The sequence below is a fragment of the Gemmatimonadaceae bacterium genome, from assembly GCA_019637445.1.
Lineage (GTDB): Bacteria > Gemmatimonadota > Gemmatimonadetes > Gemmatimonadales > Gemmatimonadaceae > Pseudogemmatithrix.
This window is the reverse complement of the sequence record JAHBVS010000002.1, coordinates 367,468-392,349: the sequence shown is the minus strand read 5'-3', so window position 1 is coordinate 392,349 and position 24,882 is coordinate 367,468. Positions and strand designations below refer to the sequence as shown.

The following is a 24,882-nucleotide window of genomic DNA, read 5'->3' as shown; positions in this document are numbered from 1 at the left end:
GGCCGTTTTCCCCCTGTACCTCGCGCGCCATCGCCGTTGTCACCACACTTCGTCCTGCTTGAGTGCCTGCGCTATCCTATTCTTGATGAGCGCGCCTGAAGCTTTTCCCCGGCCCCATCCGTAGAGACACCGTGCCCGCTTCACTGACGACCTCGCCTTCGCCATCGCCCGAGTTCCTCGCGCTGCAGGACGCCGTGGCCGGCCGGTTCTCGCTCGTGCGTGAGCTGGGCCGTGGCGGGATGGGCATCGTCTTCCTCGCGCGCGACATCGCACTCGATCGCCTGGTCGCCATCAAGCTGCTGCCGCCGCAGGTCGCGGCATCTGACGACTCGCGCGAACGCTTCCTGCGAGAGGCACGCACCGCCGCCGGCCTCTCACACCCGAACATCGTACCGATCCACGGCGTCGAGTCCAACGGCGCGCTGACCTGGTTCGTGATGACCTACGTCGAGGGCGAGACGCTCGGCGAACGCCTGCGCCGCGACGGGCCGTTGACGGCCGCTGAGTCCATGCGGGTAGTGCAGGAGATCGCCTGGGCGCTGGCCCACGCCCACGCGCGAGGCGTGGTGCACCGCGACATCAAGCCCGACAACGTGCTCCTCGAGGAGTCGACCGGGCGGGCGCTCGTCACGGACTTCGGCATTGCGCTCGCGCTTGGCACGGCCACGCCCGCCGAGGGCGTGCTGCGGGGCACGCCGCAGTACATCAGTCCAGAGGTCGCACAGGGTGAGACGGCGACTGCGCACAGCGATCTCTACTCACTCGGCGTGACCGCGTGGATGGCTGCGGCTGGTCGCCTTCCCTTCGAATCGACATCTCCGGCAGCGCTGCTGCTGGCGCACGTGCAGACTCCTGCCCCACCACTCGCCGCAACCGTCGCGGGGATTCCGGCGCGCTTTGCCGCCGCCATCGATCGCTGCCTTGCCAAGCGACCGGCGGAGCGCTGGGAGTCGGCGGAACGGCTCGTCGCCGAGCTCGACGCCGCGCGGTCGCGCACTGCGCTGGTGCCGGCGCCGCAGCGGTCCTTCCTTCGCGACTGGGAACGACTCGGCGGCGAGATCGCGACTGCTGGCGCTGCCGCCACGGTCGCCGCAAGCAACGCCCTCGGCCTCACGATCGCGGATCTCATTGCAGGGTCGCCGGATCGCCACAGCATCCTCGCCTGGATCTTCGTGTTGATCGCGGTGCTGCCCGCGGGACTCGCAAAGGCGCGGATGTGGCAGCTGCTGCGACACGCGAGGGCGCTGCGCAGCCGCGGCGTGGACCAGCGACGGATCGTCGCCGCACTCGCGCAGGAGACCGCCACCCGCGAGGAGGAACGCGCCGCAACCGCGCAGGCCACGGCAATGAACCGGCGGCAGGAACGCTGGCTGCTCGCGGGGACCGTCGTCGGAAGCGTTGCCAGCTTTGCGATGGCGCTCGCCAACGAGCCGGCGATTCTCAACATCTTCGGCATCGCGGGAGCCGTCGTGCTGCCGACGCTGGCGGTCCTCACGGGGCTGCGTCTCATCGCGCCCGATGGCCGCGAGCGCTGGTGGGACCGACTGCTGCAGGGTCGGCTCGGCCGCTGGATGTTTAAGTCACGACGTGGCGACCGCGCGCCGATGGAGGGCGCTGCGCTCGAGGGACCCGAACCCACCGCCATCGCCCTCGGCTCCGCCGCGCGCGCACTGTACGAGGCCCTGCCGCAAGAAGCAATCGCGATGCTCGGCCCCGGCGTGCCCTCGCTGATCGACGCATTGGAGCGGAAGGCGCGACTGGCCGCGGAGGCCGTAGAGCGCGGCGCGCCCGCGGACCCCACCGCGGTCACGGCGCTCGAGAGCCTGCGCCTCGACCTGCTTCGCCTCTCGGTCGGCGCCATCCCGGCGGAGCGACTGACGGCCGAGCTCGAGCGCGTCCGAAACGTCGGCGACGAGATCGACCGTCGGCTGCGCGCGGAAGGTGAAGTGGACGCGTTGCTCGCGCGCGAGGACTGATTCGCTCAGCGGGCGTGGCTAAGGCGCTCGCGCGCCCGCCCGCGTTCAGCCCCGCCGTACGTACTCGTCCACGTTCTTGGCGAGCACATCGAGCGGCACATTGCCGCCCAGCACCAACGCATCGTTGAACTTCTTGAGATCAAACCGCGAGCCAAGCGCCTCCTGCGCCCGCTCCCGCTGCCGCACGATCTCACTGTGCCCAACCTTGTACCCACACGCCTGCCCCGGCCACGAGCAATACCGATCCACCTCGCTCGCAACCTCCAGCGGGTTCGACCCATTCACCTCGACGAAGTATCTGACACCTTGCTCGCGAGTCCACTGCTTGGCGTGCAGCCCCGTATCCACCACCAAGCGGCAGGCGCGGAAAGCGAGTGACTGCAGGTACCCGAGCCGCCCGACCTTGTCGCTGTCGTAGGCACCAAGCTCGTCAGCAAGCTGCTCGGCGTACAGCGCCCAGCCCTCGGAGTACGCGTTGAACGCCAGCGTCTGCCGCAGCGTGGGCATCGCGTGCGTGTACTCCCCCTGCCAGATGTGGCCGGGAATCGCCTCGTGGAAGCTGAGGTCGGCGAGGCTGTACTTGCTGTGCAGGTCGGTGGTGCGGAGGTTGATCCAGAAGCGGCCGGGAATCGAACCGTCGATGGCCCCCGCGCCGCCGTAGGCCGCCGGCGCGCCCGGCTCCTCCTCGGGCGGCAGGCGCTTCACCTCCATATGCGGATCCACCAGCGTGTTGAAGGCGCGCGGCATTTGCGCCTTGATCCAGGCCAGGCGCTCATCAATGAAGGCGAGGATCTCGCGCCGGCCCGCGTCGCCCTCGGCGAACTTGTACTTGGGGTCCTTGGCCAGCGCATTCATCCGCTCGCCGACGGAACCCTGCGTGTAGCCGACCTCCTTGAGGATGGCGTCCATCTGCCCGTGCAGGCGCTCGACCTCGCTGAGGCCGTGGGCGTGCACCTCGTCGGGCGTCATCGTCGTGGTGGTCGAGGCCTTGAGGGCCCATCTATAGAACGCATCACCCTGCGGGCGATGCGATATCCCAGCGTCGTTGGTCGCGATGCGGCGGCCGGCCTCGAGCTCTTCGATCTGCCTCTGCAGTGCGGGAGTGATCTTCTGCTGCGCGATGGCGCGCGCGCGCTCGGCCCAGTTGCCGGAGATCTTTGCATTCATCGTGCGCCGTTCGATGGACTCCACGAGCGTGCCGCCCGACTGCGCGTTCCATCGCGACTGGCGCATCTGGCCGAGTGCCTTGTCGATGAGGAAGGCCGGGGGGACGAGTCCCATCGCGCGGGCGGCCTCGACGCGTTCGCGTTCGCCATCGAGTTGGGTGGCGAACGATTCGAGGCGGGCGAGATACGCCTCGGCGTCCTCGGCCTTCTCGATGCGGTGCTCGGCGTCGAGGAAGCGAGGGATGTCGAGGTACGTGCCGACGTTCTGGATCACCACGTATGGCGTGTTGCGCCAGCCGCCGACGGTGATGTCGCCGTATGGGAGGGCAAAGCCTTCGAGGCTCGTGTTGTAGGCGCTCTTGACGACCTCGACGGTGGTGCGGAGGGCGTAGGGGAGCTTGGTGCTGTCGATCTCGTTCAGCTTCGCCAGGTCGGCGCGGAGCTGGGCCGCGATGGCGGCTTGACCGGTTGGTGAACGATCAGCCAACTGGTTCCGGAGGCCTGCGCGAGGACCGACGTCGAGGCCAAGTGAGGTCGCCTGCTCGGGGGCGAAGCGCAGAAACGACTCGGCGAAGTCGGCAAGCAGGGCCTGCGTGCGCGCGGCCTCTTCGGCGTCGGCGCTGTCAGCGGAGCCGCCGCAACTGGAGAGGAGTGGGATCGTGCTAGCCGCGGCGAGCGTGGCGAGAAGGTCGCGGCGGGTCAGCGTGTGCTCAGGCATCGGATCGGTGCTCCGGGGAGACAAAGACAACGTGGCTTCCGTAGTATGCGCGCGGTTGAGGGCGCGAGCGAGTGCGGTTTGGCGTGCTCTACCCCAGCTACGCGAGCCAGAGCAACACGAGCCCGAGCGCCGCCGGGACTGCCTGCACGAACAGAATGCGCTTGTTGGCCGTTGCCGCGCCGTAGAGTCCGGCCACTAGCACACATATCAGGAAGAACAGCACGATCCCCTGCCCCTGTTCGCGCAGCGACAGTCCCCACAGCAGGCCGGCGGCGAGGAAGCCGTTGTAGAGGCCTTGGTTGGCGGCCAGGACCTTGGACTGTTCGGCGAACTCCGGCGTGAGTCCGAACGTGCGTCGGCCGCGGGGCGTGGTCCAGAGAAACATCTCGAGCACGAGTATATAGATGTGCAGCAGGGCCACGAGGAGCACGACGGCGTCACGGAGATGGGCGAGCATTGGTTGGGCTCCCGGCGGAGAAGTGGATTGGAGATGCCTCCCAAGATGGCTAGCTTCCTGAATGATGCGCCAATCGCTGCCGCGAGGAGTCTGCCTGCTGATGCTCCTTTCGGGAGCGGTCGCCGCCCAAGGGCCATCGAACGCCCCTAGCCCTGTCTATAACGGTCGCGCGCGCGAGACCAACGTCACCATCCCACGGACGCAGGCCGCGTTCGTCATCGATGGACAGCTCAGCGAGAGCGCCTGGCAAGGCGCAGCGACGCTCACCGGATTCTCGCAGTACAGCCCGGTCGACCGCTTGCCGGCCGCCGACTCCACTGTGGTGCTCGTCGCCTACGACGACCACGCCATCTACTTCGGCATCCGCGCCTTCGAGTCGCACGGCGGCGTCGTGGCCACGCTCGCCGACCGCGACCGGATCTTCAGCAACGACCACGTCGAGATCTTTCTCGACACCTTCGACGACCGTCGCCGCGCCCTGTTGTTCGGCGTGAACGCCTTCGGCATCCAAAGCGACGGCACCTTTGTCGAAGGGACGGGCGCGGACCGCACGCCCGATTTCCTCTTTGAGTCCAAGGGCCGCCTGACGGAGTTCGGATACGAAGTCGAAGTGCGCATCCCGTTCAAGAGCCTCCGCTACGAGTCCAAGTCCACGCATCAGTGGGGCATCCAGGTGATACGCCGCGTGATGCATTCGGGCGTGGAGGACACGTGGACCGCCACCGAGCGGGGTGCGACATCGTTCCTGGAGCAGAGCGGCCGGCTCGTGGGGCTCACGGACCTGCGGCGTGGACTCGTGATGGACGTGAACCCCACCGTCATTGCCAGTTCGCCCGGCGGTCCCCGCAGCGACACAGACCCGACCTGGCGCTACCAGCAGCCGAAGCCGGACTTCGGCGGCCTCGTGCGCTGGGGCGTGACCCCGAACGTGTCGCTCACCGCGACCGCGAACCCCGACTTCTCGCAGGTCGAGTCCGACGTCGGCCAGACCATCTTCGATCCGCGCTCAGGCATCGCCTTCCCCGAGCGGCGCCCGTTCTTCCTCGAGGCCAACGAGAACTTCCAGGTCCCCAACGGGCTCATCTTCACTCGTCGGATCATCGACCCCGTCGGCGCGGCCAAGCTCAGCGGCAAGGTCGGCGGCAACAACATCGGATTCCTCTCAGCGGTCGATGAGGGCGGCACCGCCGAGGACCCGCTGTTCAATATCCTGCGCTTGCGACGCGATGTTGGTCCCGGGTCCACACTCGGGATGGTCTACACGGACCGCGTGCAGGGCAGCGACTACAATCGGGTCGCTGCCGTCGACACCCGGCTCCTCCTCGGCGACCGGTATGTGTTGAGCGGCCAGCTCGGAACCAGCTTCACCCGCCGCGGTGACGTCCAGGCCGACGGCCGTCCGCTATTCGATGTGCGCCTCGTGAAGACCGGGCGCGAGCGCGGCTTCACCGCGTTCTTCACGGGATTCCATCCGGAGTTCGAGACCGCCAGCGGATTCATCCCACGCACCGGCATCCTCCGCCTTGTCTTTCAGCCCCGGCGCACGTGGTTCCCCGAGAACAGCGTCTTCCAGTCCATCTCCTTCCAGCCCATCTCCGACAACACCTGGGAATGGGACCGGTTCACGCGCGGCACCGAGCCGAACGACATCAAGATGAACACCGTCACCTCCGCGGTGCTGCGCGGCGGATGGAACGGCCACATCTATACGTGGACGGAGACCTTCAAGTACCCGGCGTTCCTCTACACCAACTACTTCGTCGAGCGCCGCGACGCGCTCGGCGCGGTGACCGACACCGTGCCCTTCGTCGGCACCGACCGGCTCACGAACCTCGGGGTGAACACGCGCCTTGGCACGCCGCAATGGAAGCGCTTCTCGGCGTCGGTGGATCTGACCGCCGGGCAGGACGACAACTTCGATGAGTGGTCGTCGGCGTGGATCCTGTACACGACCATCGACCTTCAGTGGCAGCCGACGGAGCAGATCCGCGTGAACGGGCGGTTCCTTGAGCAGCGGGTGATGCGGAAGAGCGATGGGTCGCTGGTGCGGCTGCGGTCGATTCCGCGGTTGCGGGTGGAGTATCAGGTCTCGCGCGCCGTGTTTCTGCGATTCGTGGGGCAGTATGATGGGCTCACCGTCGATGAGCTGCGCGATGATTCGCGGTCTGGGGATCCCATCCTCATCCGGACCGCGACTGGGTTTCGTCGGGCGACGGCAATCGATCGCGGTGGGTTGCGGGCGGATTGGCTGTTTTCGTATCAGCCGAATCCGGGGACGGTGTTGTTTGCCGGGTATGGGGCGAATGTCGGCAGTGATGAGTTCCGGCCGACGAATCTGACGCGGACGAGTGATGGGTTTTTTGTGAAGTTGAGTTATCTGTTTCGGACGCGGTAGCGGCGGCGCATAGTGCCTGCATCACCCTCGACTAGACGGAGAGTGCTCACGGCCGCGATGGCGGCGAGGTGCTCGCGGCGGGACAGCGAGTACTCAGGAATCGCACGGGCGCTCCGAGGAGGAGGCGAACATGTCCCAAGTTTGCCTGTGTGAGGCCTGCTGGCAAGCGCGGCCGTCACCTACGATTCCGTTAGAAGTGCCGCCTCAACGTTTGCTACCACTGCGGCCGAGTTACAGTGATGCGGGCGGGCGGACGTCAGCGCCAAGCGTCGTTAAGTGGCATCGGGAGTGCTATCCGTCTGTCATGGGAAAAGGTCGCGGATGCGAGCGAAAGGGTGACCACTCTCTGCAGCACGTCGCGCCTTTAGTGCTAGCGCCTCTCCTACAGGAATCTGGCGTTCGAGCACCTCGTATAAATCGAACCCATCCATACAGATTACGCGCTTGCCGCGCCCAAACGCCTCGAGTCCATCGTCTGTAAAGCCAGAGTTGCTGAGGAACAGGCCTCTGCTCCAAGCGGCCTTCTCTTCGACCTTTGCATTAAACGAACGAAGGTCAGCAGCGCCGGTGCGCTCTCCGGTCCACTTTGCCTCCAGCAGATAAGTCTCATTGGTAAGCTCAAAGCTGCCATCAATCTGTTCGCCGACAAGGCGAAATGAAGCGCGGGCGCCGAGTCCGCTCGCGTCGAAGAGCTCCTTGAGGAACTTCTCAAAGGCAAAGCCGCGCGGCTGTGGGTCGAGCGCGCTCAATGCCACTAGGTCGGACCTAAACGCGGAATACTGCGCCGCAGTGAGTGACGCGAACACTGAGGCTGTTCGAGCAGGCTGCGACGCGACAGGGGACCGCCCCTGAAGGCGCGCGACAATCTTCGCGAACTCTGGGGTCAACGCTGGCCGAGGCTCCTCGAGGCCGCGCCGGGCCAGATGTGCGCTGCGGTACTCCCACAAGGCCTCAAGCACTTTCACGCATGTCTTTGAGTCCGCGGTGCGAAGCAAGCGACGAAGTCGCTTCGCCTTGCTCGTGCCATCCGTGCAAAACCGCGCATGATCGATGTCGATGCCTAGGTCGTCACGGAAGAAGTACGTGAAACTGCGATCTGTGAAGTCCAGGACGTAGCCGCCCCCCATGTCGAAAAGCTCATCGATGAGGCGCATATCCTGCTCGCGCAGCTTGTTTTCGGGCATGTAGGCAACGATAGCATCGAGAGAACCCTTCGTCGAGATACTTCCCGTAGCCGATAGGCGTCGTCACGGGGCGTGTCAGTCCTCGCCCGCTAGCTCTCGAAGCCGAGGAAACAGTTTCGCCGCAAGGGCCTGCAAGCCCTCTCCATTATTGAGGTATTTGACATACCTCAGGTGACGTAGGTCAAACGGGATGTCCCCGTCGTTCTGCGTGATGAGGATGACATCGCGACCGAGAGTATGCGCAATGCCAATCTCGTAGAACACGTTAGGATTGCGGTCCGTACAATCAGCAATGACAACTCTCGACTGATCGATTAGGCTAACCACGTCCTGGATGACGGCGGGATCGTCCCAGATGTCGTCGGCACGTCGGCACCTCAATCCCGCGTTCTCCGATACCTCTTTGAGCGTAGCCGCAACCGCATCGAATCGGCTGTCGAATGGCATCATTGCAGACACCAGGGATGGCTCGATGTGCTCCGGCTCATTCAATCGGAAGACGCGAGCCCGCGGCCGTCTTGGCGCGGCTGCGCGGTTGAGGACGCGAAAGAGGTCGATGTCCTTTACCGCCCAATGAGTACGCTCGAACTCGAATGGAGTGATATCCAGGTCGCGCGCCAGCGTCTCCAGCATACCATTCGTCAATGGAGGAGCGTCGGGATCATTCGCGTACTCGAGCTCAATTTCCCGTCCTGAGTAGCGAGCGCGAATCAAAGTGACCAGTCGAGCCGGCTTGTGCGGGTTCCCGTTCGTCTCGTCCAGCATCAACGTCGGCAACTGGCACAGCGCCGCAAAGTCGACCTGATTGTCGGATTTGAACCGCGTTATCACGTGAGGAGCCGTGTACTCAAACAGGCGATCTGCCGAGCTCGCGTCTCGTGTGGGCGCCCATCCTCGTGCACTCACCAGCAGATTGAACATGCGGGATCTCCACAGACGATTACGGCGAGCCAGTCCATATAACACTTGCTACAGCTGTGGCCATTCGAATACGAGGCGGCGGCGCCGCCGTAGACAACCTGCCGTAGGTCACAGGCGGCGGCCCCGCCGCCGACGCACAGCCGCTTGCCACAGGGGTCGTTAGCCAGCGCTACGCCGGAAGGTACTGCTCAACTGCATCGCGATGGCTTGCGATTCGGCTGCGCTCGTATCCAATCGCAGTAGCATGACCTTCCGCCCACGACAGGTAGTCAAGAACCGCCTTTCTCAGCTGCTTCGCCAGCGCGAGCTTCTGTGGCTCAAACCAGCTCCACCAGATCTCGTTAAATGGCGCCTTTCCTGAGGGGGCAAAAGCGCGCGCCGAATCATCGACGAAGCAGCCAAAGGGCGCAGCCAAGCGTTCGCCCAGGTGAGCCTGGATCATCGGGATTCCCATCAGGAGCGTACGCGCGTAGTCCGGCTCCTTGTGGATCTCCTCGCACGCCTGCTTGGTAATGTCCGACCCGGATATCACAGGGCCGTAGGCCAGGCCTGCGCGGACGAGGAAACGATGCTTGTTCTCGGTTTCCGAAATAAGAAGGTCCGCAAGGTCGGTCATGATCTCGCGGATGAACGCCTTGGTCTTGTCTTGGTCTTCACTCGTGAAGTACAAACCGTCCATAACCGGGAACAGTGCGACTCCAGCCGCGCGGTGCCGCAACGCGATGGCGTGGAACTTCAGGATGAAGTTCGCGGAGATCGGCAAGCTACGAGACATGATGGATTGCACACCCATTACGTCGATCCAGGCTACGTAGGCGTTGCGGGTCGCAGGAAGCTTTGCGGCGTCAACCTTGGGGAACTTCGGCATCTCACCTCGCGGGTCAGCTTGGTCCGTCTGGCGAACGATTGCTTCAGCATTGGCTGTTCGAACAAGAGCGGACGGGCGGCCAAGCCCGACCGCCCTCAAACTATGGCGTGGCCGCCCGGCCGCTACCACGCACGGCCATCTGCTGCAAGCGTCGTTACGGCGTGCTCACGATCGCAGTCGCGCCAGTAGCATCGGGATCTCATCGTAGGAGCGCACCCAAATGGCCGAGATTCCGAGGCTGGAAAGCGATGCTTCTTCCAGTCCTTTGAACACGCGCGCGAGCTCCTGCGCTCTAGGTCCCAGCTTCGTGGCGGAGCTGCTCGCCCAGTGATCGCGCATTATGGTGTAATGGCGCACACTGGCATCCTTTGTTGCGGTGATCTCCAGAAGTCGCCTGTGATTCGGATCGGTCATGCTAACGCCCACGAAGAGACAGACGGACTGCCGCAGGAGCGACAACTGGGTGAGATTGGTCCAGATGAATGGATCTGCAAACTGCGCGTGATACGCGTCTTCACTCAGTACGAGGGCGCTCTTCTGGAGGGGAGATAGCTGGCCCTTCCGAGGGAGGAAGCCGTGCACGTGGTAGACGGGCAGCTCAGTCCTGAGCGGTTTGTCGCCCTCTCCTAGTACAACGCGATAGGCGATTGAACGCGCTTGGAGTTCGGACTCCAAGAGATCATCGAAGTTGTAGTTCACAACAGCTTGTACGCCGAGACGCCCTCGCTGCGGCATACGTAGCGCTCCCAAAGCAGAGATCAATCGAGAACCGCGCGCCTCTCCATTACCCTCATAGAGAGCACCGCGCACCGTATCCGCGAAGCCACCGCCCAAGCTGTTACGGAGCAATCGTGCAACGATGAGCGGAGACGCAGGGACCTCACGCTCGAAGAAGCGCTGAACCTCCTCATGCTCTTCGGACGAAAGGGGCGTGGCGGAGTGGTTGTTGAACACTTTGGTTGCGAGGCGGCGCACCAAGTCTGGCCAGTCGGGGTACCCAGCAGAACGGGAGACTCCGGCGCCGACGAAGAGCGATAATCGGTCCTCCGTGAACGCAGTGCGCAGCGCGGTTAGGTACTGATCGTTCTGGCTTTCATCAGAGGATCGTGCCGCGAAAGACTCGAACGCCCGCTGTAGATTGACCCGGGCGAAAGGCAAAGCGGCGCCCGGATGTTGCGACGCAAGGCGTTCCAGGTCGTGGCGCCCGAGGACGCGAACACGGACTCCGGGAAGTTTCTCCACGATATTCTGAGCTATTCGCTCGGGTGGCCCCTTGGTGTCGCGGAGGACGATGATGAATGACGGGTCATCCTGAATCATCGTACGTGCACGATCTACCATCTCGAGCAGGCGGTCGCTGTACCGGAGTCTGACCTCGACGAAGCAGGGGCCCGGGAGGTCGAACAGTCCTTGGGGCGCGAAGGCGTCCGCGAAGGCGATTGCTCGCGGGAGTTCGCTTCCGAGCAGAAGGGCGCGTCTTTGCGCACGCGCCGCCTCAGTGAGAAGCGCAAGCGCGTAGCGTTCGAACTCCACTCCCGCGAAGTCCGGCGATCTCGGGCGGTCGACGGGATCCATGTCCGATGATTGTGTGTCAGCGCAGACGGCGGCTCATCACCCTAACGAGGAGTGTACTGCAGTAGCATTGGCCGCGAAGAAGCGTATTGTGCTCCGAGCAGAATACGCCGTGACCCCCGGCTTATCTTGCGAACCTGCTGTCTCAACTCGTAGGACGCAACCAGCCTAGGGCAGCCCGAGGATCGCATGACCCCACCGCCCCCCCACACCCTCTCCAAATCCGACTTCAAACTCGCCCGCAGTTGCCCCACCAAGCTCTACTACCGCGAGCTGAAGTACCCGGACACCCGCGAAACCAACGACTACCTCCAGCTCCTCGCTGAAGGCGGCTACATGGTCGAGCTGCTCGCCAAGCAGCTCTTCCCGGGCGGCATCACCCTCGACTACACCAAGGGCGCCCTAGGCTCCGCCGAGGAAACCCAGCAGCTCCTGGACCAGGCCAGCGAGCCTAGGGCAGAGATCACCCTCTTCGAGGCCACCCTGCTCCACGGCGCCCGGATGGCCCGCGTCGACGTCCTCCGCCGCGGCCCCACCGGCTTCGACCTCTACGAGGTCAAGTCCTCCTCCATCGACACCGAGGACGCCCTCAAGCGCATCGAGAAGACCGGCTCCGCCTTCCGCTCCCTCCGCAAGCCCTTCGACATCGCCAACGACTGGCGCGAGTACCTCGAGGACGTCACCTACCAGGTCAGCATCCTGCGCGACCTCTACCCGGACGTCCCCGTCCGCGCGCACCTGATCCTGATGAACAAGCAGGCCCTCGCCGCCCACGACGAGATGCCCTCCTGGTTCCGCATCCTCCGCCGCGACGACGGCCGCCTGCACACCGCGGAGTTCATCGGCGATCCTGCGCTCGTCGCCGAGTCGAACCTGACAGTCTCCTTCGATGTCTCCGCCGAGGTCGCCGAGCTGGAGCCGGAGGTCCGCGAGGCCGCCGAGGCGTTCGTCGCCTCGATCACGCCTGAGCTCCGCAAGATCCCGCCCGAGATCGGCGCCAAGTGCCGCGCCTGCGAGTTCCGCGTCGACGACGACGAACCCAAGAACGGCTTCCGCGAATGCTGGGGCGCACGAGCCGACGCCAGCCCGCACATCCTCGGCCTCTACCAGGGCCGCGACCTGCTCGTCACGATGATCGAGCGCGGCGTGGACCGCGTCACCGACATCCCCGACGACGTGCTCGCCCAGCGCTCCGGCGCCTACGCCGAGCGGCAGGTCATCCAGGTGGAGCACTCGCGCTCGGGCAAGGAGTTCGTGGACGACTCCCTGCGCCACGACATCGCCGGCGCGCGCTACCCCCTGCACTTCATTGACTTCGAGGCCGCCCGTATCGCCGTCCCACACCACAAGGGGATGACGCCCTACGGCCAGCTGGCCTTCCAGTGGAGCTGCCACACGCAGCGCGCGCCCGGCGCGCCGCTCGTGCATCGCGAGTACCTCAACACCGACCCGCGCTGGCCCAACGAGAGCTTCGCCCGCACGCTGCGCGAGGCCGTGGGTGATGACGGCACGCTGCTCGTCTGGTCCGCCTTCGAGCGCTCGGTGCTCCGTACCGTCGCCGAGGAACTCTCCGCACTCGGCAGCGGTGACCCCGAACTCGCCGGCTGGCTGCGGCTTGCCGCACTCGACGCCGCGCCCGACGGCGGCCGCCAGCTCGACATGCTCAAGCTCTGCCGCAAGAAGTACTTCCACCCGGCCATGGAAGGCAGCAACTCCATCAAGGCGGTGCTCGACGCGCTCTGGAAGCACGTGCCGGATGTGCGCTCGCGGTTCCTGGAGCTCACGGGGGTCGAGGGCGACCCGGAGCTTGGGCCCTATGCGGCGCTGCCGCCGATCGAGATCAACGGCGCCGCGCAGCGGGTGGCCGAGGGCACGGGGGCCATCAATGCGTACTTCGCGATGGTCTACGGCGTGGAGCGGGATGATCCGGTGGCCAAGGAGCAGTGGTCACGGCTGCTGCTGGAGTACTGCAAGCTCGATACGCTGGCGATGGTGCTTGTGTGGGAGCACTGGGGGCGGGTCACGGGCGCCGGGCGATAGGCGTCAGCGTCGGAGCGAGAGAATCGTCCGCGTATCCGGCGGCACATCGCCAAAGATCCACACCATCAGGATCTGCTCCACGAACGCCACGCCGTACAGCAAGATCGTCCCCCGCAGCCACCACGTGGCGTCAATGAAGAACGACAGAAACACCACGACCACCACCACTGCGCCAGCGACTCGGCTCAGATGCGTGTGTGGCAGCACCACGCGCCCCGCGCGCAGCTTCCCGACCAGCAGCAGCGTGGGATACAACGCAACCACCGCGATGATGTACGGCAGGTTAGGCCGCACATAGTCGGGAAACAGCCGCCAGGCGAAGTACGCGGTGCTCAGGTAGTAGGCCAGGTCCGCGATGGCATCGAGCCGTGACCCAAACTCGCTGGTCATGTTCCACGCCCGCGCCAGCACACCATCGAGCCAATCCGTGAGGCCCAAGAACGCGTAGAGCGCGATGAACCATCCCACGGGTTGCACATCTACCAACACGAACAGCACCGGCACGCCGAGCAGCCGCGTGAGCGACAGCGCGTTCGGCAAATGGAATGCGCCAGGCTGCACCACAATCCCTATGGTGCGTTTCACGACCGGCGCCTAGTGCGCCGCGAAAAACGCCAGCATCGCCGGATGCACAACCCCGCCCTGCTCCATCGCCGGCAGATGACCCGCCGAGTCCACCGGCAGGAACACGATGCCCGGGATTCGCGGAATCAACTGATCCGCCGCGGCAATCGGCGTGGTGTTGTCCTGCTTGCCCCAAATGAGCATCGCCGGCACGCCCGTGCGGCCCACTGCATCGTACAGCGAATCAATATTGCTGGCGCCCGTGTTGAGCACCGAGCGCCGCAGCGCGCGCCCGAAGCCCTTGTACTGCATCTGCGGCTCATAGCGCGACACCCACTCCGGGAATCGCTCGGGATGCAGGAAGTCCGACGGCTGACCCTGCGCGGCATTCGGAGCGCGCGTCACCTGCCACACCCAATGCCCGACCACCGGCCACGCGAGCCAACCCGGCGGCGAGGCGCGCTCTGTGGCGGGATCCATCAACGTCAACGTCCGCACCCGCGCACGATGCTGCGTCGTGAAGTACGCGCTCACCGGCCCGCCAAACGAGAGCCCCACCACATCCACCGGCTCGCGGATGCCCAGCGAGTCCAGCAACTCCTTCAACTGGTTTGCGTGGAAGGTCCCGTCATACGAAGCATCCGGACGGTCCGACAGTCCGCGCCCGAACAGATCGTAGCGCAGCACGCGATACCCCGCGTCGCGCAACGCGACCGCCGTCGAGTCCCAGATGTACATCGGCACGGAGAAGCCGTGCACCAGCACCACGGTGCGCGCCGTGTCCGGCCCGCCGAGGTCGTAGTGCGTCACGCCATCACTCAACTGGATGTACTCGCCCTGCGCGTCGGAGCGCGTGACGGTCGTGATGTCGCGGGTCTCGGGAGTCCGCCAGGCAAGCACGCCCCAGAGCGTGGCGACGATGACCCCCAGCACGATGAACAGCAGTCGAAGTTGTTTCATAGCTGCCTCAATGCTACTCGCGTTGGGCGCGGCGCGCTTGCATCGTCCCCGGATGCAAGCCGAGCTCAGGCCCATTCCGCCCTACGTCCTCCTCATCGTCGCGCTCGCCGCGCTGGCCTTCGCCGCCTGGCTGGCCCTCGCGGTCCGGCGATGGTGGAAGGCGCAGATCCTCGCCGAGCGGATGGACCGGGCCGCCAGCGGCGAACGGCGCGCCGAGCGTTGGTTGGAGGCCCAGGGCTACCGGGTGCTGCAGCGCCAGCTCAGCAAGCGATCCTTAATGCACATCGACGGCCGCGTGGCCGAGTACGACGTCCGCGCCGACTTGCTAGTCCAGATGGGTGACGAGCGCGTGATTGTCGAGGTGAAGACGGGCGAGGCGGCGGACCCACGGCTGCCTGCCACTCGACGGCAACTGCGCGAGTATGCGGCGGTGTTCGGCGTCGAGCGGGTGTTCCTGTTTGACGCCTCCCGCGACCGCCTCCACCGCGTCGAGTTCCCGGAGACTCTGGCGGAGTAGCCCGGTTCTTCCAATGATTGAGCGTGCCGCGATCGAGCCCCGTGGTGCTGGCTGCGCTCCTCACCTCCCTTGCCTGCTCCGCGGGCGATGGAGCGCTGCACGATTTTCTCTCGCCCGGCGCAGACAGTCGCAACCGGCCGGTTCCCGCGACCGGTGCCACCTTCGTGGCCTTCCGGATCGCCGGCCGGGCACTGCCCTTCGCCTTCCCAGGCACCCCGTCAATCTACGGCGTGCTCACGGCCGACTCCCTGTTCCTGCGGCCTGACGGCACTCTCACCAGTTCGCACATGGTGATCGCTGTCGCCATGGGCACCGCCTCCCCTTCACCCGGCACCTGGGAGGGCAGCTACACCATCTCCGGGGACACCATCCACATCACCCACTGGGATGGCAGCGTCACGCACGGCCGCTTCTACAAGGTGGGGGAGACCTGGCGGCTCAATTGGCCCAAATGGATATCCTACGAGGAGCGCTGGGAGCGGAGGTAGCCGCCAATCGATCGCGCGAGCCGGGAAAATGTCGTGAGCCAAAACGGCTTTACGTATATTGAAGTGATGCCTCCAAAGTCCCCGATCTACCTCGACCACGCCGCGACGACGCCGGTCCGCCAGGAAGTCTTCGAAGCGATGACGCCGTTCTTCGGCCCGCGCTTCGGCAACCCCTCCTCCAGCCACCGCTGGGGCCGCGAGGCCCGCACCGCGCTCGACGAAGCCCGCGAGCGCGTGGCCGCCTGCCTCGGCGCCGCCCCGGACGAAGTCTGCTTCACCTCCGGCGGAACCGAGGCCGACAACCTCGCCGTGCTCGGCGGCTGGCGCCTGCTCAAGGCCAAGGGCCGCAAGGCCGTCGTGTCCTCGCCCGTCGAGCACAAGGCGGTGCTGCAGGCCGTGCACCAGGCGGCCAAGGAAGGCGCCGAGGAACGCTTCATCGAGATGCGCGCCAACGGCGTGGTGGATCTTGAGGACGCCGCCCGCAAGATCACCGGCGGCGACACGGCGCTGGTCTCCGTGATGTGGGTGAACAACGAGACGGGTGTCATCCAGCCGATCGCTGAGCTGGCTGCGCTCACCAAGGGTTCGGGCGCCGTCTTCCATACGGACGCGGTGCAGGCCTACGGCAAGGTGATTGTCGACGCGCGTGAGATCCCGTTCGACTTCGCCTCGGTCAGCGGCCACAAGCTCGGCGCGCCCAAGGGTATCGGCGCCTTCTTCATCAGGCGTGGCGCGGCCATCGAGCCGCTGTTCTTTGGCGGGTCGCAGGATCGCGGACGTCGCCCCGGCACGGAGAACGTGGCCGCCGCCGTCGGCCTCGCCCGTGCGATGGAGCTCGCCCGCGACGAGCGCGAGGCGCATTGGCAGAGCTGTGAGTCGATGCGCGATGAGCTCGAGCGCGAACTGCTGGCCAAGATCCCCGATGCCGTCGTGCACGGCCGCGGCGCGCCGCGCGCCCCGCACGTGCTGCACATCTCCGTGCCCGGCACGGACGCCGAGTCGCTGTTGATGGCGCTCGACCTCCAGGGTGTCGCCGCCTCGAGCGGCTCGGCCTGCCAGAGTGGGAGCGTCACGCCGTCGCACGTGTTGAGCGCGATGGGTGTGCGCGCCGACATCGCATCTGCGGCGATCCGCCTCAGCTTCGGCAGCCTGAACAAGGACGAGGACGTGGCGCGGGTGGCCGAGCTGTTCCCGGCCCTAATCGCCAAGGCGCGCGGACTGAGCGGCGTGGCGTAGTTCGCCCCGGCCGGGCGGCCCGTACCGCCCGGCCAACCCTCTGGCTGCTGCTGGTGTCGTACCTTCGGTCCCGACACCCACTTCAGCCGCCGACTTATGCTCCCGTTCCGCACCGCCATTCGCTCCCTGCGCTCGACGCCGCTCGTGACGGTCGTCGCGCTGCTCTCGCTGGCCCTGGGCATTGGGGCGAATACCGCGATCTTCTCGATCGTTGATGCGCTGGTGCTGCGCGCGCTGCCCGTGGAACACGCGGCGCGGCTGACCGTCGTCGGAGCGCCAACGCGAAGCGGCGGCGTCCGGCAGTACTGGACCAATCCGATCTGGGAGCAGATCCGCGAGCGGCAGGACCTCTGGGACGGCGCCTTTGCCGCTGGCAACGTGCGCTTCGACGCCAGCACCGGCGGTGAGACGGACCCCGTGGCGGGCTCCTTCGTGAGCGGCCGCTACTTCGAGGTGCTCGGCGTGCGCCCCGCGCTGGGCCGACTCCTCACCGTGGACGACGACGTCCGCGGCGGCGGCGCCGACGGTCCGGTGGCGGTCATCAGCCACGCGATGTGGCAGACGCGGTTCGGCGGCGCCGCCGATGTTGTCGGACGCACGCTCCCGCTCTCGGGCGTGAACTATGTGATCGTCGGTGTCGCGGCGCGCAGCTTCCTCGGCCACACGGTCGGCAGTTCCTACGATGTGTGGGTGCCGCTGGGCACCGAGCCGGTGCTGCGTGGGTCGGCGAGCGCGCTCGACCGCCGCTCGACCTGGTGGATGCAGGTCTTCATCCGGGCGCGGCCCGACCAGTCAACCGAGGCCGTGAGCGCGTTGTTGGGCAGCATCACGCCGCAGGTGCGCGAGGCCACCATCCCGGAGAACTGGCGGCCGCAGGACCAAGTGACCTACCTGGCTGAGCCGCTGTCGGTGCAAGCCGCCGCCGGTGGCATCTCAAGCCTGCGCAACCGCTACGAGCGTCCGCTGATGGCGCTGGCCGTCGTCGTCGGACTCACGCTGCTGATTGCCTGCGGCAACATCGCCAACCTGATGCTCGCACGCGCCTCCGCACGTCGCCACGAGTTCGCCGTGCGCACGGCGCTGGGCGCACCACGCTGGCGCGTCGCGCGCGATCTGTTGGCGGAGAATCTCATCCTCTCGGCGGTCGGTGCCGCGCTGGGCCTGTTGCTCGCGCTCTGGGCCAGTCGGTTGATCGTGCAGCAACTCTCGACCTCCGCCTCGCAGGTCGCGCTGGATATTGGACTCGACTGGCGCATGCTGGGCTTCACCGCGGGCATCGCCGTGCTGACGACGTTGCTCTTCGGCGTGGGTCCGGCTGTGCTGGCGGCCAACGCCCCGCCAATGGACGCCCTCAAGGAACAGGGCCGCGGTTCGACCTCGGGCCGCCAGAAGGTGGTGGCCAACTCGCTGGTGGTGGCGCAGGTCTCGTTGTCGCTGCTGCTGATCATCGGCGCCGGGCTCTTCGTGCGCTCCTTCGTCGCCCTCGCCGACGTGGAGCTTGGCTTCGAGCCGCAGCGCGCCCTGGTGGCCAACATCGGCACGACACGCGCCGGCGTCGCCAGCGAGCAGCGGCACCAGCTCTATGACGAGGTGCTGCGTCGTGTGCAGTCCATTCCAGGCGTCACGCAGGCCGGGCTCTCCGTGATCACGCCCGTGAGCGGCAGCACCTGGAACGATGGATTCGTATTCGCGCACCTGCCCAACCTCCCCGAGGAGGAGCGCATCGTCGACCTCAACTTCGTGACGCCGGGCTGGTTCGCCACCTACGGCACGCGCTTGCTGCGCGGCCGGGATTTCGACGCGCGCGACCGGGTGGGCACGCCGTTGGCCGTCGTGGTGAACGAGTCCTTCGTCAAGAAGTACTTCGAGGGGATGGATCCCCTCGGCCAGGTCGTGCGCAGCGAGGAGTACCCGAGCCGGCCCACGCTGTCGTTCGAGATTGTCGGCGTGGTCGAGGACGCCGTGTATCGCAGCCCACGCGAGCCGATCGGCCCCGTGATGTACCGTGCCTTCGCACAGGAAGATGATCCGGGAAGCAGCGTGCTGCTCACCGTTCGTGCCGCCACCGACGATGGCATCGCCCTGCGGCAGGCGCTGACCGCAGCCATCACCGGCGTGAACCCGAATGTCAGCCTGTCGTATCGTCCGCTCGAGGAGTATGTGGATGCCGCGCTGGCGCAGGAGCGACTGGTCGCGATGCTCTCGGGCTTCTTCGGCGGACTGGCCCTGCTGCTCGCCGCCATCGGCCTTTACGGCATCACCGCGTACTCGGTGGTGCGGCGCCGCGCGGAAATCGGCATTCGCCTGGCGCTGGGTGCGAACCCCGCGCGACTGGTGCGACAGCTGCTCTCGCGCACGGGCGCGCTGGTCGTCTCGGGGATGATCATCGGTGGCGCGGCGAGTTGGTGGCTCTCGCGCTTCATCTCCACGCTCTTGTTCGGGCTGGAGCCCAACGACCCGACGACACTGGCGGGTGCGCTGATGATCCTCGCGACCGTGAGTGCGGTGGCCGCGTGGATCCCGGCGCGGCGGGCGGCGCTGGTGAATCCGCTCGAGGCGCTGCGCGAGGGCTAGCCGCAGCGTAGCGATGGCTCGCGTCGCAGGGCACGGCGGCGCGAGCTTGCGAGAAGCTGCCCCGCGCCCCATTCTCGCTGCGGAAGCTCGCGGCGCATCCGGCGGCGCGCGGCCCAATCGCCACAATCCGGACGGACCTATGCGCGCTTCGCGCCCACGTCTCCGCCGAGTGCAGTGTTTGCTTGCGCTCTCAATGCTCGCTACACCGTCGCTCGTGACGGCACAATCGGGCGACGGCCCGTTGCGCGATGGCTTCTTCTTCTCCGTCGGCAGCGGCGCGGCCTCCGTCTCCGCCTCCTGCGATGGCTGCACCAACGACTTCTTCGAGAACCGCATCACTGGGTTCTCGGGCAACCTGCAGCTCGGCGGCTCGGTCAGCGACCGTCTCGTGATTGCCGGTGAGTTCAGCGGCTGGCTCGGCAACGAGCCGCCCATCTATCGGCGCACGGCGGCGCTGAGCCTCGTCCTCATCGGCTATCCCAGCGCCACCTCGCGCTTCTTCTTCAAGAGCGGCGTCGGCGCCATCCGCGCCATCGCCGAGGATGACGCGGTCATCGTGCAGACCGACGCCTTTCTGTTCCAGAGCGGCATCGGCTACGACTTCCCGGTGCGGGAGAACTCGCTCACAGCCTACGCCAACTATCACTGGACCTTTGGCGGAACGACCTGGGTGAACAGCTTCAACAGCCCGATCGTGGTGCTGCCGAACGCGATCCAGTTCGGGCTGGCGTTCACCGTGTACTAGGGGCCGCCGGGCGCCTTCTATATTTCTCTGGATGCCCGCCAGCAGCCCCGCCACCAAGCCCCGTGTACTCGCCGCGATGAGCGGCGGCGTCGACTCGTCAGTCGCCGCTGCCCTGCTCGTGCGCGAGGGCTACGACGTGGTGGGCGTGACGATGAAGCTGTTCAAGGACGGCGGCGACCTGCCCGACCGCCCCTGCTGCTCGCTCGACTCCGTGAACGACGCGCGCCGCGTCTGCGAGTCGCTGGGTATCCCACACTACGTGCTGAACCTGCAGGACGCCTTTGGGCAGGATGTCGTCGCCGACTTCGTCGCGGAGTATGCGGCGGGCCGTACGCCCATTCCCTGCGTGCGCTGCAACACCTTCACCAAGTTCCGCGACCTGCTGGCCAAGGCCGACGCCATCGACGCGCCGTTCATCGCCACCGGACACTACGCGCGCGTGGCCGACGGCCGCCTGCTGCGCGGCGTGGATGACAACAAGGACCAGACGTATTTCCTCTGGGGCATCGAGCGCGAGGTGCTCTCGCGGATGATCCTCCCCGTCGGCGCGATGACGAAGCCGGAGACGCGAGCCGTGGCCCGCGAGTTGGGACTGCTCACGGCCGAGAAGCCGGAGAGTCACGAGATCTGCTTCGTGCCCGATGGCGACTACGTGAAGGTGTTGGAGCGGGAGCTGCCTGTTGACGCGCCCGCGCTGAGCACCGGGCCGATTGTCACGGTAGATGGCACGGTCGTCGGGCAGCACGATGGGTTCGCGCGCTACACGATTGGCCAGCGGCGGCGGCTGCCGGGTGGCGCGAGCGAGCCGATGTTCGTGGTGGCGCTGCGACCAGCCGACCGCGCGGTGGTGATCGGGCCGCGCGAGCACCTGCTCGGCCGCGGAGTGATTGGCGAGCAGGCGAACTGGTTGCAGGATGGCCCGCCCGAGGTTGGCGCTTCTGTCGGTGTCCGCATCCGGCATCGGGCCGCGCTGGTGCCGGGCACCGTGCTCCGCGCGGACTCGACCGGGTTCGAGGTGGCGCTCGAGGAGCCCGTGTACGCCATCTCCCCCGGCCAGAGCGTCGTGCTCTACGACGGGGATGCGGTGATCGGCGGCGGGATCATCGCGGCCGGGAAGCGGCTGCTGCCGATCCAGGCGGCCTGAGCGTCAGTCGGATACGGGAAGTTGTGAGTCATGAGTGGTAAGTGGTGAGGGAGGAGCACTCCTCCTCACGACTCACGACTTACAACTGCAGTTCAACCCGCATCCCCCGCTCAGCCCCATCTGCGCAAGCAATCCCGAGCATTTGACAAGTCCTTCCGCATCCCGCATCCTTCCCCTCACTAACTCAGGGAAAGCCACTCAGGGGACCCGATGCCCAAGCCCGCACTGACCGTCGTTCCAGGAACACTCGACCTCCTCATCCTCAAAGCCGTCTCCTGGCAGAAGGAACACGGCTACGGCATCGGCAAGCGCATCGAAGAGCGCACCGCCGGCGACCTCAGGATCGAGGACGGCGCGCTCTACCAGGCCCTGCATCGCCTCGTCCGCGCCGGCGCGCTCTCCGCCGAGTGGGGCGTGTCAGACAACGGCCGCCGCGCCCGCTACTACAAGCTCACCAGCGTTGGCCGCTCGCGGCTCGCCGCCGAGGTCGCATCCTGGCGTCGCTATGCGGCCGCCGTCTCCCTGATGCTCGAGACCCCCTGAGCGATGTCGGACTTCCAACTCCCCTTCCCGTCCGACGACGAGCTGCGCAAGGAGATCCGCGAGGAACTCGACGCGCACCAAGCCTTCGCGCAGGAAGACCTCGAACGCGCCGGCGTGCCGCAGGATGAAGTCGCGGAGCGGGTGGCCGCGCGGATGGGCGATCGCGAGGCACTCGAGACCGACCTGCTCGGGTACGCCCAGGCCGACCGCCGCAAACGCCGCGCACTCGGCGCCCTGCACGACTTCGTGATGGACCTGCGCTTCGCCGGCCGGCGGATGCGGCGGCATCCGGTGCTCGCCACGGCCGCCGTTGCCGCGCTGGCACTCGGAATCGGCACCTTCGTGGCTTTCGGTGGCGCGGTGGATCGCATCCTGCTGCGGCCGCTGCCGCTCGAGGCGCCGGACCGTCTGGTCACGCTCTGGCGCGGCGATCCGCGGAACGCCGAGCTGCGCAACGGCCTCGCAGTGGGCACGGCGCTCGATCTCGCCGAGGGCAGTCGCAGCTTCGCAGCCATCGCCGCGGCGCAGCCCTACAGCCTCGAGATCGAACGCGACGGCGAGCTGCTCAACATCGGCACCTGGCGCGTGACCCGGTCGTACTTCGACGCGCTGCGCACACAGCCGCATCGCGGGCGACTGCTCGAGGCCCGCGACTTCGTCGCCGGCAGCGATCCCAGCATCGTGGTGTCGTTCGACTTCTTCCAGCGGCACCTCGGTGGCCGACCCGAGTCCATCGGCGGCAGCCAGCGCTTCAATGGCACACCGATGACCATCGTCGGGGTGCTGCCGCAGGACTTTCCGTTGCTCGACGGCCGCGACTTCTTCGTGCCCATCATCCCCGTGGGCAACGCCCGGGAAAACCGTGTCGCGGACTTCTGGTCCGCGTTCGGGCGGCTCAAGGAGGGCGTCGCATACGAGACCGGCGTCGCCGAGCTCACGACACTGGCACAACGCAGCGACGCGCTCGCGCCACCGAGTGCCGGCACACGGACACTCATCGTTGAACGCCTCGACGCGTCCGTGCTTGGCGGCGTGCGGCCCGCGCTCCTGCTGCTGGGTGTCGGCGCACTCTTGCTGCTGACGCTGGCCGTGGCCAACGCGTCGGGGCTCCTACTCTCCGACACGATGGGCCGCGCGCGCGAACTCGCGGTGCGCGCCGCCGTCGGCGCCGGCCTCACGCGCATCACGCGGCAGCTGCTCGCCGAGTCGGCGCTGCTGGGCGCCGCGGCTGGCGCGCTGGGACTCGCACTTGGCGCCGTCGGCCTGCAGCTGCTGCGCGGCTGGGTGCCATCCTCCGTGCCACGCCTTGCCGAGCTCGGCGTGGACGCGCGTTCAGTCTGGCTTGGCATCGGCGTCACCGTCGCGGTGACACTGGTACTGGGAATCACACCAATTCGTTTCGCGGCCCGCGACCTGCACGACGCATTACGCGGCGGCTCCGACGCCTCCTCGCGCGGCGGGCGGCGGCTGCGCACCGTGCTCACCGCTGCGCAGATCGCCATCTCGGTGACGCTGCTCTGCTCGGGCGGCCTGCTGCTGCGCTCCTGGTCGCAGTTGATGGCCACCGAGCAGGGCTACGATGCGAGCGGCGTGGTCGGCGTGGAGCAACACTTCTGGCATCTGCGCCGCAGCGACGCCGAGCGTGAGGCCGCCGGCCGGGCGATGGAGTCGCGCCTGAAGCAGACGCCCGGCATCGCGGCGGCTGGCGTGGCCTCGTCGCTGCCCTTGGCGGCTGAGATCGGCTCCACCGAAGCCTTCGTGCAGCGCCCCGGATTCGACGACGGACAGCAGCTGTACGCCGTCGTCGCGAGCCCGGGATTCTTCGATGCGCTGCGCGTGCCGGCGCTGCAGGGCCGCGTGTTCAATGAGTTCGACGGCTTGAGCGGCGAACCGGTCGCCGTGATCTCGGCGGCGGCGGCCCGCCGCTACTTCGGCGACTTGGACCCAGTCGGCCAGACGCTGTTGATCGGCAACAGCCCGGCCAATGCGGCAGCGCGACGAGTTGTCGGCGTGGTGCCCGACCTGCGCTATACCTCGATGGAGACAGCGGGCAGACCGGCCGTGTATGTGCCACACGCGCAGTCGCCGACGGCCAGCGTGTTCGTGATCGCGCGCGGCGCCACGCGCGGCGGCGCGGCGCTCGCCGCAGTCTCCGAGGCGATGGAGCAGGAACTCGGCCCCGTACCAAGCAACGAGTCCGTCACGCTGGAATCACTGCAGCGCGCCGCCTCACTGCCGCGCCGCTTCTCACTGATGTTGTTGGCCACCTTCGCCGTGGTCGCCGTCGTGCTCACGATGCTCGGCCTCTTCGGCCAGCTGATGCAGGTCGTCGGCGCCCGCCAGCACGAGATCGGTGTCCGCCTTGCACTCGGCGCGCTGCCCGCGCGCGTTCGACGGATGCTCTTGGCCGAAGGCCTGCGCCTCGCCGCCGTCGGCGCAGCGATCGGCATTGTCGCCTTCCTCGCCGCCTCGCGGGTGCTGAGCCGTTTCGCGTTCGGCGTCGCCCCGCGCGACCCGCTCACCGTCGCTGCGGTCGCCGCAGCCATCCTATTGGTGGCGGTGCTGGCCTCGTGGATCCCTGCATCCCGGGCCACGCGGGTGAGTCCAATGCGGGCACTGCGGGCGGGTTAGGCGGACGCCGCTGGATCTAGCCTGACAACTGCAGTTGTGAGTTATGAGTTGTGAGTAGTGAGTGAGGATGCGGGCTGCGCAGTGACCCGCATCCGCCTTTTACTCACAACTCACGACTCACAACTCACGACCGCCGTTCCCCCGCATCCCTCAGCCCCCTTGCGCATCCCGCATATGTCAATA

The 24,882-nt window shown here is 66.7% G+C and carries 19 protein-coding genes; 11 read left to right on the top strand and 8 right to left on the bottom strand.

Going from position 1 to position 24,882, the window contains the following annotated elements; all coding sequences use genetic code 11:
- Nucleotides 1–131: 131 nt before the first annotated feature.
- Complete coding sequence (locus KF709_11880) at nt 132–1,976, top strand: serine/threonine protein kinase (GenBank protein ID MBX3175106.1); 1,845 nt, start codon at nt 132–134, stop codon at nt 1,974–1,976.
- 45 nt (nt 1,977–2,021) lie between these two features.
- On the opposite strand, the gene KF709_11875 is transcribed toward KF709_11880, so the two are convergent.
- Nucleotides 2,022–3,860 (bottom strand): DUF885 domain-containing protein, encoded by a 1,839-nt coding sequence (locus KF709_11875; GenBank protein MBX3175105.1) that lies wholly within the window; start codon nt 3,858–3,860, stop codon nt 2,022–2,024.
- A gap of 97 nt (nt 3,861–3,957) precedes the next feature.
- Complete coding sequence (locus tag KF709_11870) at nt 3,958–4,317, bottom strand: DUF1304 domain-containing protein (protein ID MBX3175104.1); 360 nt, start codon at nt 4,315–4,317, stop codon at nt 3,958–3,960.
- 100 nt (nt 4,318–4,417) lie between these two features.
- On the opposite strand from KF709_11870, the gene KF709_11865 reads away from it, so the two are divergent.
- On the top strand, nt 4,418–6,712 hold the full coding sequence (locus KF709_11865; protein MBX3175103.1) for a carbohydrate binding family 9 domain-containing protein: 2,295 nt from the start codon (nt 4,418–4,420) through the stop codon (nt 6,710–6,712).
- 302 nt (nt 6,713–7,014) lie between these two features.
- On the opposite strand, the gene KF709_11860 is transcribed toward KF709_11865, so the two are convergent.
- From KF709_11860 to KF709_11845, 4 genes are all read right to left on the bottom strand, one after another.
- Nucleotides 7,015–7,896 (bottom strand): restriction endonuclease, encoded by an 882-nt coding sequence (locus tag KF709_11860; GenBank protein MBX3175102.1) that lies wholly within the window; start codon nt 7,894–7,896, stop codon nt 7,015–7,017.
- A gap of 75 nt (nt 7,897–7,971) precedes the next feature.
- Nucleotides 7,972–8,817 (bottom strand): hypothetical protein, encoded by an 846-nt coding sequence (locus KF709_11855; protein MBX3175101.1) that lies wholly within the window; start codon nt 8,815–8,817, stop codon nt 7,972–7,974.
- Nucleotides 8,818–8,986: 169 nt separating this feature from the next.
- A complete protein-coding gene (locus KF709_11850) occupies nt 8,987–9,685 on the bottom strand; it encodes a hypothetical protein (GenBank protein ID MBX3175100.1) in 699 nt (232 codons plus the stop codon).
- 165 nt (nt 9,686–9,850) lie between these two features.
- On the bottom strand, nt 9,851–11,260 hold the full coding sequence (locus KF709_11845; GenBank protein ID MBX3175099.1) for an SIR2 family protein: 1,410 nt from the start codon (nt 11,258–11,260) through the stop codon (nt 9,851–9,853).
- 186 nt (nt 11,261–11,446) lie between these two features.
- Between KF709_11845 and KF709_11840 the strand changes: the two genes are divergently transcribed.
- A complete protein-coding gene (locus KF709_11840; GenBank protein ID MBX3175098.1) occupies nt 11,447–13,297 on the top strand; it encodes a DUF2779 domain-containing protein in 1,851 nt (616 codons plus the stop codon).
- Nucleotides 13,298–13,300: 3 nt separating this feature from the next.
- Here KF709_11840 and KF709_11835 read toward each other — a convergent pair whose 3' ends face one another.
- Together KF709_11835 and KF709_11830 are read right to left on the bottom strand one after the other, a co-directional pair.
- Complete coding sequence (locus KF709_11835) at nt 13,301–13,882, bottom strand: CDP-alcohol phosphatidyltransferase family protein (GenBank protein ID MBX3175097.1); 582 nt, start codon at nt 13,880–13,882, stop codon at nt 13,301–13,303.
- Between the two features lie 9 nt (nt 13,883–13,891).
- Entirely contained in the window at nt 13,892–14,821 is a 930-nt protein-coding gene (locus KF709_11830; protein ID MBX3175096.1) for an alpha/beta hydrolase, read from the bottom strand.
- Between the two features lie 52 nt (nt 14,822–14,873).
- Here KF709_11830 and KF709_11825 point away from each other — a divergent pair, with 52 nt between their 5' ends.
- The 8 genes from KF709_11825 to KF709_11790 all read left to right on the top strand — a co-directional run bounded on the left by KF709_11825 (nt 14,874) and on the right by KF709_11790 (nt 24,699).
- Nucleotides 14,874–15,338 (top strand): YraN family protein, encoded by a 465-nt coding sequence (locus tag KF709_11825; protein MBX3175095.1) that lies wholly within the window; start codon nt 14,874–14,876, stop codon nt 15,336–15,338.
- A gap of 44 nt (nt 15,339–15,382) precedes the next feature.
- Nucleotides 15,383–15,826 (top strand): hypothetical protein, encoded by a 444-nt coding sequence (locus tag KF709_11820; GenBank protein MBX3175094.1) that lies wholly within the window; start codon nt 15,383–15,385, stop codon nt 15,824–15,826.
- Between the two features lie 66 nt (nt 15,827–15,892).
- Nucleotides 15,893–17,062, top strand: coding sequence for a cysteine desulfurase (locus KF709_11815; protein MBX3175093.1), 1,170 nt, complete (start codon nt 15,893–15,895; stop codon nt 17,060–17,062).
- 96 nt (nt 17,063–17,158) lie between these two features.
- Nucleotides 17,159–19,636: an ABC transporter permease gene (locus tag KF709_11810; protein ID MBX3175092.1), complete on the top strand. Its 2,478-nt coding sequence runs from the start codon at nt 17,159–17,161 to the stop codon at nt 19,634–19,636.
- A gap of 214 nt (nt 19,637–19,850) precedes the next feature.
- The gene (locus KF709_11805; protein ID MBX3175091.1) at nt 19,851–20,381 is read left to right on the top strand and encodes a hypothetical protein; all 531 of its coding nucleotides are present in this window, start codon (nt 19,851–19,853) and stop codon (nt 20,379–20,381) included.
- A 31-nt stretch (nt 20,382–20,412) separates the two neighbouring features.
- A complete protein-coding gene (mnmA, locus tag KF709_11800) occupies nt 20,413–21,525 on the top strand; it encodes a tRNA 2-thiouridine(34) synthase MnmA (GenBank protein MBX3175090.1) in 1,113 nt (370 codons plus the stop codon).
- Between the two features lie 210 nt (nt 21,526–21,735).
- Nucleotides 21,736–22,068 carry a PadR family transcriptional regulator gene (locus KF709_11795; GenBank protein MBX3175089.1) on the top strand — a complete coding sequence of 111 codons (333 nt, stop codon included), beginning with the start codon at nt 21,736–21,738 and terminating at the stop codon, nt 22,066–22,068.
- 3 nt (nt 22,069–22,071) lie between these two features.
- Nucleotides 22,072–24,699 (top strand): ABC transporter permease, encoded by a 2,628-nt coding sequence (locus KF709_11790; protein MBX3175088.1) that lies wholly within the window; start codon nt 22,072–22,074, stop codon nt 24,697–24,699.
- Nucleotides 24,700–24,882 lie beyond the last annotated feature (183 nt).